Annotated in this window: 16 protein-coding genes; all 16 read left to right on the top strand. The window is 56.9% G+C overall.

Annotated elements, in window-relative coordinates; translation table 11 throughout:
* Positions 1–487: 487 nt before the first annotated feature.
* The 16 genes from WHS88_10360 (at position 488) to WHS88_10435 (ending at position 17,820) form a co-directional block, all read left to right on the top strand.
* Positions 488–1,072: a PEP-CTERM sorting domain-containing protein gene (locus WHS88_10360; GenBank protein MEJ5260581.1), complete on the top strand. Its 585-nt coding sequence runs from the start codon at positions 488–490 to the stop codon at positions 1,070–1,072.
* A gap of 58 nt (positions 1,073–1,130) precedes the next feature.
* Positions 1,131–1,784 carry a PEP-CTERM sorting domain-containing protein gene (locus WHS88_10365; protein MEJ5260582.1) on the top strand — a complete coding sequence of 218 codons (654 nt, stop codon included), beginning with the start codon at positions 1,131–1,133 and terminating at the stop codon, positions 1,782–1,784.
* 54 nt (positions 1,785–1,838) lie between these two features.
* On the top strand, positions 1,839–2,465 hold the full coding sequence (locus tag WHS88_10370) for a hypothetical protein (GenBank protein MEJ5260583.1): 627 nt from the start codon (positions 1,839–1,841) through the stop codon (positions 2,463–2,465).
* A 324-nt stretch (positions 2,466–2,789) separates the two neighbouring features.
* A complete protein-coding gene (locus tag WHS88_10375) occupies positions 2,790–4,532 on the top strand; it encodes an ATPase, T2SS/T4P/T4SS family (GenBank protein ID MEJ5260584.1) in 1,743 nt (580 codons plus the stop codon).
* A gap of 15 nt (positions 4,533–4,547) precedes the next feature.
* A complete protein-coding gene (locus WHS88_10380) occupies positions 4,548–5,786 on the top strand; it encodes a type II secretion system F family protein (GenBank protein MEJ5260585.1) in 1,239 nt (412 codons plus the stop codon).
* Between the two features lie 37 nt (positions 5,787–5,823).
* On the top strand, positions 5,824–6,243 hold the full coding sequence (gene gspG / locus WHS88_10385; protein MEJ5260586.1) for a type II secretion system major pseudopilin GspG: 420 nt from the start codon (positions 5,824–5,826) through the stop codon (positions 6,241–6,243).
* A 3-nt stretch (positions 6,244–6,246) separates the two neighbouring features.
* A complete protein-coding gene (locus tag WHS88_10390; protein MEJ5260587.1) occupies positions 6,247–6,789 on the top strand; it encodes a GspH/FimT family pseudopilin in 543 nt (180 codons plus the stop codon).
* Entirely contained in the window at positions 6,786–7,232 is a 447-nt protein-coding gene (locus WHS88_10395) for a hypothetical protein (protein ID MEJ5260588.1), read from the top strand. The genes WHS88_10390 and WHS88_10395 overlap by 4 nt, the downstream gene beginning before the upstream one ends.
* Positions 7,229–7,954: a prepilin-type N-terminal cleavage/methylation domain-containing protein gene (locus WHS88_10400; protein ID MEJ5260589.1), complete on the top strand. Its 726-nt coding sequence runs from the start codon at positions 7,229–7,231 to the stop codon at positions 7,952–7,954. The genes WHS88_10395 and WHS88_10400 overlap by 4 nt, the downstream gene beginning before the upstream one ends.
* Positions 7,944–9,500 carry a helix-hairpin-helix domain-containing protein gene (locus tag WHS88_10405; GenBank protein ID MEJ5260590.1) on the top strand — a complete coding sequence of 519 codons (1,557 nt, stop codon included), beginning with the start codon at positions 7,944–7,946 and terminating at the stop codon, positions 9,498–9,500. The genes WHS88_10400 and WHS88_10405 overlap by 11 nt, the downstream gene beginning before the upstream one ends.
* Positions 9,501–9,520: 20 nt before the next feature.
* On the top strand, positions 9,521–10,927 hold the full coding sequence (locus tag WHS88_10410) for a PilN domain-containing protein (protein ID MEJ5260591.1): 1,407 nt from the start codon (positions 9,521–9,523) through the stop codon (positions 10,925–10,927).
* Positions 10,928–10,936: 9 nt separating this feature from the next.
* Positions 10,937–11,482: a hypothetical protein gene (locus tag WHS88_10415; GenBank protein MEJ5260592.1), complete on the top strand. Its 546-nt coding sequence runs from the start codon at positions 10,937–10,939 to the stop codon at positions 11,480–11,482.
* Between the two features lie 13 nt (positions 11,483–11,495).
* On the top strand, positions 11,496–12,215 hold the full coding sequence (locus WHS88_10420) for a hypothetical protein (GenBank protein ID MEJ5260593.1): 720 nt from the start codon (positions 11,496–11,498) through the stop codon (positions 12,213–12,215).
* Positions 12,216–12,285: 70 nt separating this feature from the next.
* The gene (locus tag WHS88_10425) at positions 12,286–15,483 is read left to right on the top strand and encodes a secretin N-terminal domain-containing protein (protein MEJ5260594.1); all 3,198 of its coding nucleotides are present in this window, start codon (positions 12,286–12,288) and stop codon (positions 15,481–15,483) included.
* Between the two features lie 104 nt (positions 15,484–15,587).
* On the top strand, positions 15,588–17,177 hold the full coding sequence (locus tag WHS88_10430; GenBank protein ID MEJ5260595.1) for a GspE/PulE family protein: 1,590 nt from the start codon (positions 15,588–15,590) through the stop codon (positions 17,175–17,177).
* A gap of 1 nt (position 17,178) precedes the next feature.
* Complete coding sequence (locus WHS88_10435; GenBank protein MEJ5260596.1) at positions 17,179–17,820, top strand: CvpA family protein; 642 nt, start codon at positions 17,179–17,181, stop codon at positions 17,818–17,820.
* Positions 17,821–17,825: the final 5 nt, after the last annotated feature.

The following is a 17,825-nucleotide window of genomic DNA, read 5'->3' on the forward strand; positions in this document are numbered from 1 at the left end:
TCTGTCATGCAGCGGATCCTCTTTGGGGGGATACGATGTTCCATGGCCATCCCAGAAATTTTGGAAATTTTTCTTGACTCTGAAACGGCAATCTGGTTAAATACACTTATCATCCAATCTGGGGAGGTCGAGGAAAGATAGCAGGATCATAAACAGTGCCGAACGAACGTGTATTTTGAGCCTGCACTTTTTTTGACAAGTTTTTGTCTGCGGATGTAAGGACACATCTTACCGTTCGAAGCGGGGAGGGTAGGACGCTTTCTTAGAGGAAGAGGAAACACGAGCCGGAGAGATTCTGCGCCCGTTTTGAACAGCGCAGCCTTTCCGCACAAAACGGTGTGGTGCTCGAATCCGTCGGCGTGCGGCGGGTTCGAGTAGAAATAGCGTGTGTGTGTGGTGCAGTGTGCGTTTTGTGTGTGTTTCAGAAGTGTGTGTGCAGTTTTGTGTGTGCAGTCTATCGTGTAAACTCTTTCTGTAAGGGGAGACTATGAAACCGATTCAAAGGCAATGCCGGATCGTGCTTCTGGCGTTGCTGGTTTCACCCATCGCCCTGGCCGGAATGGCTGATGAGGGGGTCCTGGTTGATTCTCTCACCTCCACCTTCCTGCCGGGCTACGGCACCGGAATCGCCACCGTAGATTCCAAAGTCTATTGGGCGAATCCGGACAGTGTCTATGCCGGCAACTACATCTACACCTATCTGATTTCCGGATCGCAGGTCAACCTGAGCTTCTTCTCGGTGGAGCTGTATCCGGATGTGCTCATTTCGAGCTGGGGTGTGGAAACGCCGGGCAAACAGCCGGCCGTCTGGTCGCCGGTCAACAATCCATATGAAAGTATGGAAGCCCTGTTTGTCAGTCCGATTCTGCCGGGTGAAACCTCCGCAACGCTCTGGTTCATCAGCCCCTACGGCCCCATCAAAGCAGACGGTGCTTTGGCCGGGATTACGCGCGGGAGCTACAACTTCCTCGTCGGGCAGGTTCTCTCGCCTGTTATCCCGGAACCGGCAACCGTGCTGCTTTTGACTGTCGGAGGCCTGCTGAGCCGTTTTTCTCGAAAGAGAAAAAGCTGAATGAGAATGACTGCCTTGAGAAAGCAACGTCAACTTTAACCGTGAGGAGGTCATAGATATGACCCGAATCCAAAAGACTTGTTTGTGGCTCTTTCTGATAGGGATGCTTGCAGCCAGCCCGGCGGCGCAGGCAGCCCTCACCTACCTGCCGGAAAGCTCCTATTACTCCGGGAAAACGTACTACAACGTCAATCTCGGAAACGGTCAGGTCCTCAGCGGACGCATTGAATTCGCCGTGTACGACACCTCCGTTTATCCGGGCGAATTCACCGGAACCGCCCCCGGAACCGGACGCTACATCTACGCGTACCAAATCTTCCACAACTCCGGAGGTTCCAATGCCGCTCTGACCGCGTTTGTGATTAAGCAGATTGGCGACGGGGCTATCCCCGCCGACAATCCAAACAGTTATATCGGCACGGACAGTTCCGTTTCCGGTGTGAATGCCACCTCGGCCTTCTTCAATGTCAGCCGGACCGAAGGAAACTGGCTCTTTGAAGGACCGAACATTCTGGCCGGACAGAACTCCGTATTCCTCCTGGTTCGCAGCAACAGCCCGATTAAGGTCGGAACCTATGACCTCTTCCCGCCCAAAGACGGGGAAATTCCTGTCCCGGGTGAAGAAGACAACGGCAATCCGATCCCTGAACCGGCTACGCTGCTGCTCCTCGGAATTGGACTAGCCGGATCCGTAATCCGAAAAGCCCGTTAATCCCGACAAATGCCAACGAATGTTCCAAACTTACAATCGGCTGGGGAGACCCAAATGTCCGAAACAACCAAGACAACATTCAATCGAGGGATAAAGGGACTGATTGCAGCGGCCCTGCTGCTGACAACAGCGGCCGGGTTCGCCTCCACGGATGAGAACGGCTATGCCGTGCTGATCGAACAAACTCCGGTTCATGCAGGAACGATTAACCCCGGTTTGGGCATTCACAAAATGGCTGTCGGCGCTACAGTCACGCTGACTGCCATGCCCAAACCGGGCTTTCGTTTCCTGTACTGGCTCGGCGACGTAAGCGACCCGGCCAGTATGGTCACGCAGATGCGGGTGGATGCACCGAAAATTGTCATCGCCGTTTATGAACGAGAGGACTTCGAAATCCCGCTCGAACGAAGCGGACTGCAGAAAGGCGCTCCCCTCGGCGGGGCGATTCGTTCTGCTGAATCCTTCGGAAACGGCGTTTCTATGATGGCCCACTATCCGGAAATCAGCTACGCCTCCTTCACGTGGCCCAACCTGCCGGATGAAAACAATGACCCATTCCCCGTGCCGGGTGAATCCAGCGATTTCCCGGTACCGGGCGATAATCCGATTCCAGAACCAACAACAGTGTGTCTGTTAGCTGCCGGGACTGTTCTGCTTCGATTCAAACGCGTATCAGGATAGACCTGCAGGCGAGGAAGCAACCAACGAACTTATGATACGTTCTACACTGGAGCGTTAGGAAAAGACACACGTTCGTTGGCACTGGAGGAGGTGTTGTGAATATGGCCGAGTGTCCCCGGACACTCGGCTATATTCGTTTTCTAAATCCCCTTTTCCTAAAGATTTAAAAAAATCACTTCAAAAACCGCTTAAAAATTTCAGTTTTCGAAACAAACCCAGATTTTCATACGTCTATCTTTCCGGGACAGGGCTTCCGCCAAACCTTGTCTATTCTGTACGATGTAAAAAACGCACAAATTTTAGACAGATAAACAGGGAATAGACGTGAAATTAAAAATCGGACAACTTCTTTGTCAGCAGGGACTTATAAATGATGCACAACTGGCCTCCGCCCTCGAGTCCCAAAAGCATACTCGTAAAAAACTCGGCCAGATTCTCCTGGATTCCGGGGTCATCACGAGCCGACAGCTGATCGAGTGCCTCGTGGCACAAACAGGAATCCCCAGAAAAAACCTTGAAGATATCGCGATAGAACCGGACGTTCTCAAGAAAGTACCTCCGGAATTAGTGACTCAATACAACGTTTTGCCCCTCGAACAAAGTAACGGTCGGCTGACGGTAGCCATGGCTGATCCGTTTAACAGCGAGGCCCTCCAGAACCTTCGGCTGGTAACCGGCTGCAGCATCAGCCGCTGCTACAGCACCCCGATGGAGCTGGAAAAGGCCATCCTGAAATATTACGGCAGCAACGTCGCCCGGATGCTCAAAGACCTGGCTCCGGCAGACAAGGGCTCGCCTGCCGACATTGAAACCAACGGCGAACTGACCCCCGCCAAGCTCCATGAACTGGCCCGGGAGCCCTCCCTGGTTAACCTGGTCAACCTGATTATCCTCGAAGCCATCGAAGCACGGGCCAGCGATATTCATATTGAGCCGTTCGAGAACTGCGTGAAAATCAAATACCGCATCGACGGAATGCTCATCGAAAAATCCGCCTCTCCGAAACGGCTTCAGGCCGCTATTCTTTCCCGCATCAAAATCATGGCCAATATGAATATCGCTGAGCGGTTCATCCCGCAGGATGGACATATTGAGTTTCCGACCGCCCGCGGCAAAATCGACATCCGTGTTTCCACCGTCCCCAGCATCTTCGGCGAATCCGTGGTTATGCGTCTGCTGGACCGCAGCACTGCCTTGATCGCGCTGGAAGACCTCGGGATGGACAAAGAAACCCTCAAGGGGTTCACCCACTGCCTGACGAAGGCCCACGGCATCGTTCTGGTTACCGGTCCGACCGGCAGCGGAAAAACCACGACGCTCTATGCCGCCCTGAACAAAATTTATGACCCGAGTCTGAAAATCATCACCATCGAGGACCCGGTGGAATATCAGCTGGAAGGAATTATTCAGATGCCGGTCAACCCCCGCCGCGGCCTGACCTTCAGCCGGGGGCTCCGCCATATCCTTCGCCAGGACCCGAACATCATCATGGTCGGCGAAATCCGCGACCGCGAAACCGCCGACATTGCGATTCGGGCCGCCCTCACCGGCCACCTGGTCTTCTCGACCCTTCATACCAACGATGCCGCCGGAGCCGTCACCCGTCTGATTGATATGGGCGTGGAGCCCTTCCTGCTGGCCAGCTCACTCGAAGGTGTCCTGGCGCAGCGGCTCGTCCGCAAAATCTGCCCCTTCTGCAAAGAACGCTACACGCCGGACCCGCATCTGCTGGAAACGCTGACAAACTCCATCTCCATCGGGCCCAACGATATTCTCTATCACGGACGCGGCTGTGAAGAATGCAATCAAACCGGAATGAAGGGGCGAATCGGCATCTTCGAACTGCTCCGCATTACGGAACCTTTGCGGAAACTGATTGCACAAAAACCGACCACCGACCAAATCCTGCAGGCCGCCCCTGAAGACCATACGTCCATGCGGCATGACGGCATCCAGAAAATTCTCAAAGGCCTTACGACGCCCGAAGAAGTCCTCCGCGTCACCCAGGGAACGGAAGACGAGGACCGAACCGAAATCACACCGGCGGCCCCCGTCGAAACGTCATAAACAGGGATGGATTTTATGATTCGGTTTTCGTACAAGGCAGTATCCAGAGACGGCAAACCCGCCGCCGGCATCATCGAAGCGGTGGACCGAAAAAGCGCCGTGTCGCTGCTGGCCCAGCGGGGGCAATTCGCCCTCGAAATTCAGGAGGCCGCCCCCGGCGCTGTCTCCCCGACAGCCCCCCTTGAGGAAACGTCTTCCCTTTTTGTCTCGAACCGAATCAGCAGCCGGGACATCCTGCTGATTACCGAACAAATCACCACAGCGCTGCGGGCCGGCCTGCCGATTCTTCAGGCCCTCGAAATCGTCGCCCAGCAGCAAAACAAACTGCCCATCCGGCGGATTCTCGAACAGCTCGCTCAGGCCGTCCGCTCCGGACGCTCCTTGTCCGAAGCCATGGCCGAATACCCCGCCGTCTTCCCCTCGCTGTACCGTTCCATGGTCCAGGTGGGCGAAACGGGCGGCATCCTCGAAGAAACCATGCAGCAGCTGGTCCGGCTGCTCTCCCGCGAACACAAGGTCCAGTCCAGCTTCAAAAACGCTTCGGCCTATCCGATTTTCGTTCTGACGGTCGGGCTGATTTCCATTATCGTAATTCTGGTCTGGATTCTGCCCCAGCTGATTGAAGCGCTCGGCACGGAACCGTCTGCCCTGCCGCTTCCGACGCGAATGCTGATGGGGACCAGTCATTTTCTGCTGTACTACGGCTGGCTGCTGGGGGCCGTGCTGGCGGCCGCTGTGTATTTCTTTCTCCGCTGGAAACGCACAGATGACGGCCTGCTCCAATGGGATGCCTTCAAACTTCAGGTTCCGCTGCTGGGACCGGTCCTCCGAACTCTTTCCGTCGGCCGATTCGCCCGGACCCTCGGCTCCCTGACCAAATGCGGCATCCCCATCCTGGAGGCCCTTCGCGTCGTCCGTGACACCCTCGGCAACGAAGTCCTTGCGCGGCAAATCGACCATGTCTGCGAGGAAGTGAAAGCCGGCAGCGACCTGGCCCGTCCGCTGGGCCAGTCCGGCCTGTTCGACCCCCTGCTGGTTCAAATCGTCTCCATCGGCGAACAAACCGGCAAACTCGACGAGATGCTCCTGCAGGCCGCCGATACCTTCGACGAACAGGCCGATTCCACCCTGCAGCGGTATATGTCTCTCGTGCCGGCTCTGCTGATTCTGATGCTGGCCGCCGTTATCTTTTTCCTGATCGCCGCCACCCTGCTGCCCGTCATTGGAATGGATTTAAGCGTCTTCAGCCGTTAGAGACAAGCAGAGAGTAAAAAGAAAGGAAACAGGTTATATGAAACGAAAACGAAAAGCATTCACCATCATCGAGCTGCTGGCCGTAGCGATGATTATCGCCCTGCTGGCGGTCTTTGTCGTCCCGCGGGCCTTTCGGGGACTGGGCAAAGCCAAACAGGATATCGCCCGCGGCAAAATGGCCATCATCGAACAGGCCATCGCCCAGTTTCAATATGACTGCGGACGTCTGCCCACCGGCAGCGAAGGCCTGGAAGCCCTGCTGCGGGCCCCTCGAGACGTGGAAGACAAATGGGCAGGACCCTATCTGAAACAGTCCGAAATTCTCGACCCGTGGGGGCGCCCCTATCTTTATATCGAACCGGGCACAATCAATGTCGGCAGCTATGACCTTATCTCCCTCGGCGCCGACGGCCTCGAGGGCGGTGAAGGCGAAAATGCAGACATTATCAATGACTAAGCCATGAAATTTTCGCTCAAACAGAATGGTTTTACGCTGATTGAACTGCTGGCCGTGACGACGGTCATTGCCGCCGCAGCCCTGGCCGGCACCGCCCTGATGATGCGCAATCAGTCCAAAACCAAGCTGCTTCAGGCTGCTCAGCAGATTGCCTTAACCGCCAAGGCCGCCCGCATCCAGGCCGTCCAGTCCGGACAGCCCTATCGGCTCATGTTCGACCGCGAAAACAGAAAAATCTTCGTACTGCCCTCTGGGCCGCAGAACCTTCCGTCGGAAACAGCCCCGCTCAAAGCCGTTCAGCTGCCCAGCTCTGTTTCGTTTGAACAAATTCTGATTCTCAGCGATGTGCCGACAGATGCCCTCGAAATTGAATTTCAGCCGAACGGTTCCGCCAAAACCGCCGTCATCCAGTTGTCTGATGGGAAAAAACAGGTCGCCGTCGCAGTTCATCAAGTCACAGGCCGTGTCAAGATCCTGCACGGTGAACAGACAACCCTCCTGCTTGACCGTATTGATTTGGACCAGGAGCAACGAGCCATCCAATGAAACCCCGAAGCAGCCCATTTCGTTGCGGATTTAATCTGCTGGAGACAATTCTGGCCTCCTCGCTGCTGGCCGGCGCTGTGATGACTCTGGGCGCCCTGAGCAGCCGAAGCATTCAGACCGTCCGGCTTGACCAGGAAACCGAACGCGCCTGGGAGCTGGCTGACATGCAGCTCAAACTTATCGACGCCTACGGAGTATCCGCCTTTCAGAAACTCGGGCAATTTTCGGGGCAGTTTGCTCAGAATGAATCCTATTCCTGGCAGGCCGAAATCAAAGAACTTACGATTCCATCTTTGTATTCCGTCGAAATTGTTGTATCGTGGAAGTCCGGCTCCAAAGTTCATTCCATTCGCTGCCAGACCCGCTTCTGTGAGCCGCCTGACATCCAGGAATCCACCCAAACAACCGAATCGCAAACACCCCAGAGCCAAATGTCCTTATGAAAACACGCGGCTTTACATTACTGGAAGTGCTTTTGGCCGCCGTTTTGACGGCCTTTGTTGCCCTGGTTGCCGTGGCGGGCCTTCGCTCCGTCAGTATGACGCGGACCACGATCGACCAGGCCTCCGAAGCCGCCGATGCGCTTCGCTACGCCGCGGAAATCCTCGAACGAGACCTGGCCTCCGTCGTTCGCGACTCCGTCATCTTTGAGGCCATTGCCGCCGACCCGGCCATCGGAATGCCCCCTTCGCTTCGGATGCGGGTCTATCAAACCGACCCCGCCCGTCCGAATGCCCCGGAATCCGACCTGTACGAAGTCGAATATTCTCTGCTCCAGTCTGAAGACAAAACCCTGTTCGTCCGTCGGATTTGCCCTCTGGTAGGCGTCGAAGTTGACCGCGAGGAAACCTCCGGCGGCGTTCTGACCGTCCTGAGTGAATCCATCGTGGATTTTCAGGCCCAGTATTTTGACGGCAGCCAATGGCTGGATTACTGGCTGACCGAAACGGAACTGCCTCAGCTGGTTTTAATCAATCTGCTGGCCGCCGACACCTCCCAGCTGCAAAACAGCAGCCAGCCCTCTTCCGGCAAGCCGCCGAAGGTGCTCCAAAGAACAATTTGGATGTTTTTCCCGGGACAGCCTCGCATCGGACAAAATACCTCGACAACAACCGCAGAAACAGGAACCGCCGTTTCAGGAGAGATACAAACCGGTGCCCAGTAAACCCCGAACAATTTGGAAAAACGGTTCTGCTCTGGTCATCGTTCTGTGGCTGGTGATGCTGATGACCACTGTGGCCGTCGTCACCGCCCGAATGGCAATGCTCGAAAGCCGCATCAGCCAGCTGGCGGTCGAGCGCATCCGCTGCCGCTGGGCCGCCCGCGCCGGCGTCGAAACCGCCCGGGCTCTGCTCCTGTCGGATGAGCGGGGGTCCGACACCAAACTCGACATCTGGGCTCAAAACGAAGCCGACCTCGTCGATGTCCCCCTCTACGGCTGCCGCTTTACGGCAAAAGTCATCGACGAATCCTCGAAACTGAACATCAACACCGTCTCCGAAACCGCCCTGGCCTATCTGCCCGATATGACGCAGGAAATCCTCAGCAGCATCCTTGACTGGCGGGATGAAGACGAGGAAATCCGCGCCGGCGGTGCTGAATCCGGATACTATCTGACCCTCCCCAACGGCTACTATTGTCGCAACGGGGCCCTGCAGACCATTCGAGAACTCCTTCGCGTCAAAGGAGTTACCCAGGATATTTTCTACGGCCCCTCCTCGCCCGAACTGGCCTGGAGCGAAAATGAGGGATGGATCAATTACCTGACCTGCCATTCCGCTCAGCCCAACATTGACAGGCAGGGCAATCCCAAAATCGACATCAATCAGGCCCAGCGGGACGAGTTGACCAGCTCGCTGTCCTTCAGCCGCAATGAAGTCCAATGGATTCTGAACAACCGCCCCTTCCAGAACCTCGTGTCGCTGACGCAAGGCACCTCCTCCTCGACTGCTGCGGCGTCTTCAGCTTCTACGACTGTCAGAACAGGGGGCTCTTCCGGTACCTCGTCGGGTTCTTCTGCGGGCGGTTCCTCCGCCGGCTCTTCTTCGGGACAGACAGGCAGACAGTCCGGTCAGTCAGGCCAATCCGGCTCTTCCCGTCAAAACAGCTCCGCCGGCTCCGGCCAAACACAGGGGGCCTCCGGCCGCACCGGTTCCGCCGCTTCCGAACCCGGCAGAACCGGCTCCTCCGGCTCCCCAAATCAGCAATCCTCCCGACAGTCCGGCACCGGCACATCCGGAACTTCCGCCCGTACCGGCCAAAACCGCACAGCCGCCGGCTCCGCGACGCCCGCCCGCACCTCCGGCCAGCAAACCTCGGCAGCAGCCCCCTCCTGGCAGAGTGTTCTGGCCAATGCCGACCAAATCGGCTTCAGCAGCCAGACCGTTACCGCCGGCAAAGTCAACGTCAACACCGCCGGACTGATTGTGCTGACCGCCCTGCTGGAGGGTCGGCGGGACCTGGCCGAAAATATCATCACGTTCCGCGAAGGCCGGGCCGCCGGTTTTGAAACCCTTCAGGACCTGGCACAGGTCGAGGGGATGACCGAGACTGTCCTCCGGCAGATTATTGACCGGGTCGATGTCCGCTCCAGTGTCTTTTCCATTCAAAGCACCGCCGTTTCCGACGCCACCGGACAAAAATATACCATCGAGGTCATTCTCAATCGGGATGAACAAAACGGACGTATTCTCTATTGGAGAGAACAATAAAAAAATCAGGAGATTCAGGATTGACTGTCGAAAGAGAAAAAAGTGATATGCCGAACACCTCCATCGGGCTCCGATGGTCCGCTGCAGAAAATTGTATTCAGACTGTACGGCTCCGCCGCAGCCCGCAGGGAATTGAGGTTCAGGATTTCCAAACCTTTCCTCTCAACTCTTCCGTCTCCGAGTCGCTCCGCCGGGCGATTGCGACAAATGCCGGCGATGGGCCCCTCTCCCTGGCGGTCGGCATCGATTCGGCCTGCGTCGGATTCTACCGTCTGGAGGTGCCGCCTCTTCCGGCCCCTCAGCTGGTCGCCGTCGTCCGCACTCAGGCGGAAGGATATCTGCCCCTTCCGGTTTCGGCCATGCGGCTGGCCTGGCACATAGACAACGACTCCTCCGAAAACCGCTGTGTTCTGGCGGCCGTCAAAAATGACCTGTATGAACAGGCCGCCAAAGCGCTCCCTTCGGACGTCTCCGTTTCCATCGTGCCCGACCTGGTCGGACTGCTGACTGCCTGGCGGATTTTTTTCCAGCCTGCACCGGGACCGCAGGAAACCGTCCTGCTCAAGCTGACCGCCCATCAGGCATCTGCTGTCCTCACCGAAGAGGGCCGGCTCCTCGGCGCTGCCCGCATCGACATTGACCCGCAGGCCCCTGCAGAGCTGCTCAAAACCGACCTCATCCAGATGCTCGAGTCCCTCTCCCCTCAGGTCCGCTCCAGACCGATTTTCGTGCTCGACACGCAGGCCGAGCCTTTTCCATCGCTCCTCGAAGAACTTCGACAGGAGAACTTTCAGATTCAGACCTGCCGGCCGTCTGCGGACAAAATTAAACGTCTGGCCCGCCTGACCCCAGAAATTACCGCCGACTGTCCGGAAGCACTCGGTCTGGCCCTGTTGGCTCTGGACGGACAAACCATTGATTTTGACTTTACCATCGAACAGACTGAGCCGGCTCCTTCACTTCGACAGCAGCTGTTCTCAGCGCCCGTCCGCCGCACCGCCCTTTCGCTGGTGCTGGCCGTCGTCCTTGTGCTCATCGGCCTCTATTGGAAAGATAAAACCGAACTGCGCATCCTTCAGCAGCAGCTCAGCACGGCGGAAAAAGGCCAGACTGCACAGCAGATGCTCCAAATGATGGAGTTTCGAAAACAGGTCGCCGCCGCCCGACCCGATTTGCTCGAACTGCTGGATTTGCTCCGCCAGACCCAGCCCGAAGGCCTCCTGCTCGACCAGTTCCTCTTTGAACGCGGCAAACCCGTCGAGCTGCGGGGGGTGGCCGCCAGTTATGAACAGGCCTACGAATTTCAGAAAAACCTCCAGAATCGAAATGAGTTTCGGCAAGTCCAGCTTATCGAGCCCACACTCGATGAGAAAACCAGAAAAGTCAATTTCCGGATTCGTTTCCTGTATCGAAACTTCAGCGGATAACCGATGCCTATGCTCGAAAAACTTCATCCAAGAGAAAAACGAATTGTCCTGTTTAGTCTGACGGTGTGCGGCCTGATTCTGCTCTATTTTCTGGCCGTCGAACCGCTCACCCGAACCTGGGGGGCTGTGCGAACTCAGCTTCAGTCGGCTCGTCAAAAGGCCGCTCTGCTCCGACTGGATCCGAAAAGTCCGCAAACCCAGCAGCAGAAGCGGCTGATGGAATTGGTCCCTGTGCTCGAATTGCCCAAACCTTCCGACCAGCAGGGCCCGCTCCTTCAGGAGACCTTCACCAATCAGCTCCGCAAAGTCGGACTGGTCTCCCGGCGAATGCAGCTGATTCGAGGGCGAACCATCCGCAACGACCCGTCCGGATACATCGTGCTCAACCTGACCGCCCAGGGCACCGGCCGATACGACCAAATCCTCAGCCTGCTGGCCGATTTGCCCCAGAATCCGTACTGCGTCGGCGTTCAGAAATGCTCCCTCAAGCCCGACCCCAGAGACCGGCAAAAACTCGAATGGGAAATCACCGTTTTTACATATGCCAGCCGTTAAAGGAGACAGTCCCATGAAACCGACCAAAGAACCCAAACTGATTTCCTCGATGAAAATGGTCCGCCGAGCCGGCTGGGCCTGTGCCGGACTGATTCTCATCGGCACCTGGGTCAAGGCCGCCGGTGAAATCTTTCTGAATCCCTACCGAATGGAAACCGCCGCCGAACGCTTTGAATCGCTTCAAAAAGAAGCCCTCGCCGCGGCCCCTGCCGTTACCCATCGACTCAAGCCGCTGCAGGAGCGAAATCTCTTCGCCCCCAAAATCATCCAGCAGCCCCCGCAGGCCACCCAGATTTTGGGCAATGCCGCCTTCTTCGGCGACCGATGGGTCAAAGTAGGAGAAGAAATCAACGGGGCCAAACTCATCGCCATTGACAGCACCTCCGTCACTCTTCTCTGGGAAGGCAAGGAAATCAAGCAGTATCCGTTCGAATACAGACCCGAAGGACAGGGACAGCCTGGCCGCGGCCCCGGCGGGTCTCGTCAGGCAGGCCCCGCCCCCTCCGGCAGTGCACGAACCTCCGGCCGTCCCTCACCGGAAGGCTTCGGTAATTTCTCCGGACGAGCTCCCTGGATGATGTCTCCCGAAGAACGAGAACAGATGCGTCAGCGGTTTGAACAGATGACTCCGGAGGAACGCGAGGCGCTCCGCAATGAAATGCGCCGCCGTTTTGAAGAAGGCAGCTTCGGCAGAGGCCGACGCGGCGGCGGCCCAGGCCCCGGCGGACAATAACCTGTTCAACATTCACACAACGAAAGATTCCTAAAAAGAAGAAAAATCATAAAAAAACAGGATTACGAATATGAAAAAGACAGGATGGATTGTAATTATTCTGATTTGCGGCCTTTTCTTAATCGGATACTGGATGTCGGCACGCTCCAAACCGACCGCTCCAGAATCTAAAACAGACTCCGCCAAAACAGAATCCGTTCAAACTGAATCGCCAAGCTCTCAGGCAAACGTTCAGCGAAGTCAGGCGTCCGCTCCGACGGCTTCAGAACAAGCCCCCTCTCCGCAGAACGGCGAGCCGGACCAGCCGCAGGCGGAGGAGTCCCGCCGTGCACGTACTTTCGGCAGACGGACCGAGGGCTTCGGTGGTTTCCCCGGTTTCGGTGAACGGGGGCCCAGACCCGGTGAGATGGGCCGCTCCGACCCGAACCAGTTCGGCGAAGAGCTGGAATCCATTCAGCTGAATGATATGGAGATGAAAAACATCCTCCGTATTTTGGCCGACTGGACCAACAAACCGGTCATCCCTGTCAACGATGAAATCATGCAGACCCGCATCACGGTGTATTCTCCCAAACGGGTCACCCGGCAGGAGGCCTTGGCCCTGCTCGTATCCGCCCTGCACGCCCGCGGCGTGCTTGTGGACCAGACCGGCAATACCATTTTCCTCAAACCGCTGGCCGCCGCCCGCATCGGGGCGGTGCCGACTCTGGGCGTCAATGAACCGCTGGCCCGCATCTCCGACCCGGCCCAGGTCGTCGAAAAATGGTATCAATTATCAAATTACAAGGCCTCCCAGATGGCACAGGTCGTCAGCTCGCTGACCGCCGACTACGGCCATGTCACCGCCGATGACTCCACCGGACGCATCTCCGTCATTGACACCGTCGAAAATCTGCGGCGAATCGAACAGGTTATCCAGCAGCTTGATGTCCCCGAATCCGCACAGGCCGTCGAACGCATCTTTGAACTCAAAACCGCCGATCCCATTGAGGTCGTCCAGGTGCTTAATCTCATCCTCGGCCAAACGGCCCAACCCCAGCGGACAGGAGCGGCTCAAACGGGATTCCGCGGCGGCCCCGGAGGCGGGCGCGGACGCGACAGCACTCAAACCGCCGCTCCCGCCGTCGTCATCGGAACCGGAGAAATACCGATTCGGCTGATCGCCATGCCCAAACAGCACTGGATTCTGGCGCGGGCCTCCCGAGCCGATATGCAGACCATCGAATCCTGGATTCAGAAACTCGACATCGGCGAAATGTCGGAGCCCAAGCAGCAGGTCTTCCAGATTCGCTACGCCGACGTCCGCGAAGTCGCCACCATGGTCACCCAGGCCCTGCGCGACATGCCCGGCACCGACCTGACCGCCAACCTCGTCGTCCAGCCCCTGCAGGGCACCAATCAGATTGTCGTCTTCGGCAGCGATGAAAACCGAAAAATCGTCGAAAGACTCATCGCCCAGATTGACCTGCCTAAACAAGACATCTATATCGAACGCACCTTCAAACTCAAACACGCCGACCCCGACCAGATTAAGCAGAATATCGAGGGGCTTTATGAAACGGACGCCGGAACCCTCAGTTCCTACAGCTGGACGACCAGCCGAAGCACCTCACGCACACGAATCATCAATCCGGAGGAAACCGTCAAAGTCATCTCTTATCCGACGCTGCGTCAGGTCACTGTCATTGCCTCCGAAAAAAACATGCAGCGCATTGCCCGACAGATTGAAGAAGAATGGGATATCCCCCTCGACTTGCGCAAAGACCAGTACCGCATTCTCACGCTTCAAAACTCCGACGCTGTGAAAATGGCCGACCTGCTCACCCGCCTGTTCAGCGAGGAATCGCAGTCCGCCGGCTCCCAGTCGCTTCTTCGGATTCTGTTCGGAGAACAGGGACAGTCCAAGAGCAAAATCGTCGGCTCCCTTTACGGAATGCTCACCTTCGAAGCCGTTCCCGACACCAAAAAAATCCTGGTCATCAGCAAAATCCCTGAAGCCTACGATGTCATCGAACAGCTTGTGCAGGATTTGGACGGACAGGAAGGCGCCGAAGTTCCCCGCGTCGTTACACTCAAATACGCCGACGCCGAGCAGCTCAGCGAGCAGCTGAACGCCATTCTCAACGAATCCGGCACCACCGCCACGATTCAGCGTAGCGTGCAGGGGCTCAGCGCCTACAGTACTGAATCCGCCTCTTCAACGGTTACAGAGGCCCAGATGCAGGAATCCGCCGGCACCATCCGGCCCTGGTGGACAACGCAGCGGCAGACGCAGGACCAGATGCCGCCCAGCAATCTGATTGGACGGGTCCGGTTTATCCCGGTGGCCCGCAGCAAGGCCCTGCTGGTTCTGGCCCCGCCGAAGTTTATGGATGACATCCTGAATATGATTGAGCAGCTCGATCAGCCCGGCATGCAGGTGATGATCAAAGTCGTCATTATGGAAATTGACCACAGCGATGTCACCTCCCTGGGCGTGCGGCTGTCGTCTGACCCCAGTGCCTTCGGCACCATCGGCGTCAATGCGATAGATATTCTCAACAACCTGACCGCCACCTATACACGAAAATCCTTCGCCATTTCCGCCGAAAGCAATGCCGACCTGCTCATTGATTTCCTGGTCAAAAACGCCAACGCCAAGATTCTCAACCAGCCCACCCTCTGGACCAAAGACAACGAAGAGGCCCGGTTTGTCAAAGCCCAGAAGGTGGCTTTCATCACCGGCGATTCCTTTGACCGAACCAACACCAACTCCGTGCAGCGCACCTTCGACTTCGAAGATGTCGGCGTCACGCTGCGCATCCGGCCCAACATCACACCGGAAAAGGCCGTTGACATGGCCATTCACCTGAATATCTCCCAGCTTCAGGAGGAAATCGTCAACACCCAGCCGATCCGAAAGAACCTGGACACAATGACCCACATGATTGTCAATGACGGCCAGTCCGTCATCCTCGGCGGTCTGCTCTTCCAGAACGATGTCGATATCGTCCAGAAGGTTCCGCTCCTCGGAGATCTCCCGCTGGTCGGCGGCCTGTTCCGGCACAAAAACAAGATCCTTCAGAATAATGAACTGCTTGTTTTTGTCACCCCCTACGTCATAGACGACCGCGGGCTGGCTCAAATGCCTACAGATACAGAAAAAGAACGAAACCAGCAGGTTTACCAGCCGCATTCAAGAGTAAAAACCCAAATCGAGCAAATGCAGGAAAACGTCCGACGCCGATTTTTCCAGGAGGATGACCTCGAAAACGGAAAACCCAATTGAGGACATAGCAAATCAAAAAGTAGGTTGCCCGAGACGCCTCGGCCTGATAGAATAGCTGCTGAAAAAAGCGGAAACACAGGCAGGTTGAGGAGTGTAGAGACGGTATGACCGATCTGAGCGAGTTTCAGGCGGATTGGGGGCAGATTGACGGAACCCTTCCCTTCAATCCCTACAAAATTCTATTTCTGGTGGCCTGGTTTTTCTTGTGTCTGTATTCCGTCCGCCGCTCCGATGAAAGTCCCCTGATTCTCAATCAATACCGGGCTTTGGCCAATACGGCCGCCCTTTTTGTCGGGCCGGGGGTTCTCTTTGTCCTTTTTGTGGTCGATGTTGTCCAGAAAATTCAGGCCGGAAAACTCACCTGGGCCGAGCTGCCTCGGTACACCCTCGCCGCCGTCTTTCGAACCAACCCTGTCAGCAAAGCCCGCCCCATCACCTCCACCGGCCCGTCCATCGAACTGATGGACACGGCCGGACGCCACTTTGCCGATGTTTACGCACAGCAGTCCTCCGGCAGACGCACCAACCGCGAGATTCTGGACCTGACCGAGCGGCTTATCCTCGAAGGCCTCCAGGGACGGGCTACGGACATCCTCATTGACCCCAAATCGGATGCCGTCTATACCGTCCGCTATCGAATCGACGGCATGCTCCGTGTGCACGAAGAAATCGACGCCAAGGTCTGCAACGCCGTCATCAACAGCATCAAGGCCATCTCCGGCATGGATATTGCTGAAAAACGCCGCCCCCAGGACGGGGCCTTTATGGCCCGCACACCCGACGGCGAAATCTACTTCCGCGTGGCCTCCTCCGGCGTCCTCGGCGGGGAAAAACTGGCCATCCGCGTCCTCGACCAGACCCGCAGTCTGATGTCCCTGGAGGAAATCGGAATGGATGAACGAACCCAGAAGGCCATTCGGAATATCATCCGGCAGCCCTCCGGGATGGTTCTGGTCTGCGGTCCGACCGGCAGCGGAAAAACGACAACCCTCTACGCCATGCTCTCGAATATGAATTTTCAGGAGCGCAACATCGTCACCATCGAGGACCCCATCGAACACGTCCTGCCCCACGCCAGCCAGATTGAAGTCAATGTCAAGGCCGGCGTTACGTTTGCCAATTCCCTGCGAAGCATCCTTCGGCAGGACCCGGATGTCATCTGCATCGGCGAAATCCGCGACGCCGAAACCGCCGCCATGGCCGTCCAGGCCGCCCAGACCGGCCATCTCGTTCTGGCCACGCTTCACGCCTCCAGCAACATGGCCGCCCTCGTGCGGATGATGGATTTGGGCGTGCGTCCGCTCCTGCTGGCCTCAGCGCTGAGCGTCATCATCTCCCAGCGCCTCGTCCGACGGCTCTGTGATGCCTGCAAAGGCCCCGCTGAACTGACCCAAAGCCAGCTTGACTTCTGTCTCCAGAACAACCTTGACCAGACCAAAATTCTTCAGGCCCGCGGCTGCGCTCGATGCGGCGGAACCGGCTATTACGGGCGTATCGCCATTATGGACGTAACCTACATGGACGACAAACTCCGCCATACCCTCGTCAGCGGCACTCTTTCCCCGGCCGACATGAAACAGAAAGGCGACCGGGACTTCTTTGCCACACTCCGCCGCGACGGCATGGCCAAAGTTTTAGCCGGGATAACAACGCTGGAAGAAATCAAGAGGGTTACATCCCACTTAGGAGGCTGATATGGTTTGGGCAGTTGCCGGAATTTTCGCAATTTTGTTTGCCTGGCTGGGCGTCAAAAAAGGCGTTTACACCATGGCCGCCGCCGCCTTCAACTTTCTTCTTTCGGTTTATATCGCCGTTCTTTCAGCCCCGACCCTGCTGAAAAACAACCCTCCCCTTCAGGAGTCCCCCTATTATGCCGCCTTCGCCGTGCTTTTCATGACCGCCGCCTGCTTCACCCTGCTGCAGGGAATCTGCTTTTATCTCTTCCTCCGCGATGCAGACTGTGTTTTTCCGGAGCCCTTCGAAAAAGGCGCCGGCGCGCTGCTGGGACTTCTGATCGGATACATCCTGACGGCGCAGATTTTCCTGGCCGTCTGCATGATGCCGTTTTCCAGACACGAACTCTTTGAACGGTTTGTTTCTCTGGAAAGAACAAAGACCTTCTCCGCCGCCGCCCTGACCAGAGTCTGCCGCGTGATGGCCGGCTGGTCCCTTCAATATCTGGCCGACAAACCCGAAAAAACCATCGGATACCTCCTCTCGCTCGGAGACCCCAAACCGCTTCAGACTCCTTCGCCTGCACAGCCTCCCTCTTCCGGACCTCAAGAACCCTCGACTCCCGCTTCATTCCCACGTCTAAGCGACGAAAGCACTCTCTAACAACA

It is taken from the genome of Anaerohalosphaeraceae bacterium, assembly GCA_037479115.1.
Lineage (GTDB): Bacteria > Planctomycetota > Phycisphaerae > Sedimentisphaerales > Anaerohalosphaeraceae > JAHDQI01.

Excerpts from the sequence above, each read along its gene's own strand:
- WHS88_10360 (MEJ5260581.1), top strand. The coding sequence starts at position 488 with ATGAAACCGATTCAAAGGCAATGCCGGATCGTGCTTCTGGCGTTGCTG.
- WHS88_10365 (MEJ5260582.1), top strand. The coding sequence starts at position 1,131 with ATGACCCGAATCCAAAAGACTTGTTTGTGGCTCTTTCTGATAGGGATG.
- WHS88_10370 (MEJ5260583.1), top strand. The coding sequence starts at position 1,839 with ATGTCCGAAACAACCAAGACAACATTCAATCGAGGGATAAAGGGACTG.
- WHS88_10380 (MEJ5260585.1), top strand. The coding sequence starts at position 4,548 with ATGATTCGGTTTTCGTACAAGGCAGTATCCAGAGACGGCAAACCCGCC.
- gspG (MEJ5260586.1), top strand. The coding sequence starts at position 5,824 with ATGAAACGAAAACGAAAAGCATTCACCATCATCGAGCTGCTGGCCGTA.
- WHS88_10390 (MEJ5260587.1), top strand. The coding sequence starts at position 6,247 with ATGAAATTTTCGCTCAAACAGAATGGTTTTACGCTGATTGAACTGCTG.
- WHS88_10395 (MEJ5260588.1), top strand. The coding sequence starts at position 6,786 with ATGAAACCCCGAAGCAGCCCATTTCGTTGCGGATTTAATCTGCTGGAG.
- WHS88_10400 (MEJ5260589.1), top strand. The coding sequence starts at position 7,229 with ATGAAAACACGCGGCTTTACATTACTGGAAGTGCTTTTGGCCGCCGTT.
- WHS88_10415 (MEJ5260592.1), top strand. The coding sequence starts at position 10,937 with ATGCTCGAAAAACTTCATCCAAGAGAAAAACGAATTGTCCTGTTTAGT.
- WHS88_10420 (MEJ5260593.1), top strand. The coding sequence starts at position 11,496 with ATGAAACCGACCAAAGAACCCAAACTGATTTCCTCGATGAAAATGGTC.
- WHS88_10425 (MEJ5260594.1), top strand. The coding sequence starts at position 12,286 with ATGAAAAAGACAGGATGGATTGTAATTATTCTGATTTGCGGCCTTTTC.
- WHS88_10430 (MEJ5260595.1), top strand. The coding sequence starts at position 15,588 with ATGACCGATCTGAGCGAGTTTCAGGCGGATTGGGGGCAGATTGACGGA.
- WHS88_10435 (MEJ5260596.1), top strand. The coding sequence starts at position 17,179 with ATGGTTTGGGCAGTTGCCGGAATTTTCGCAATTTTGTTTGCCTGGCTG.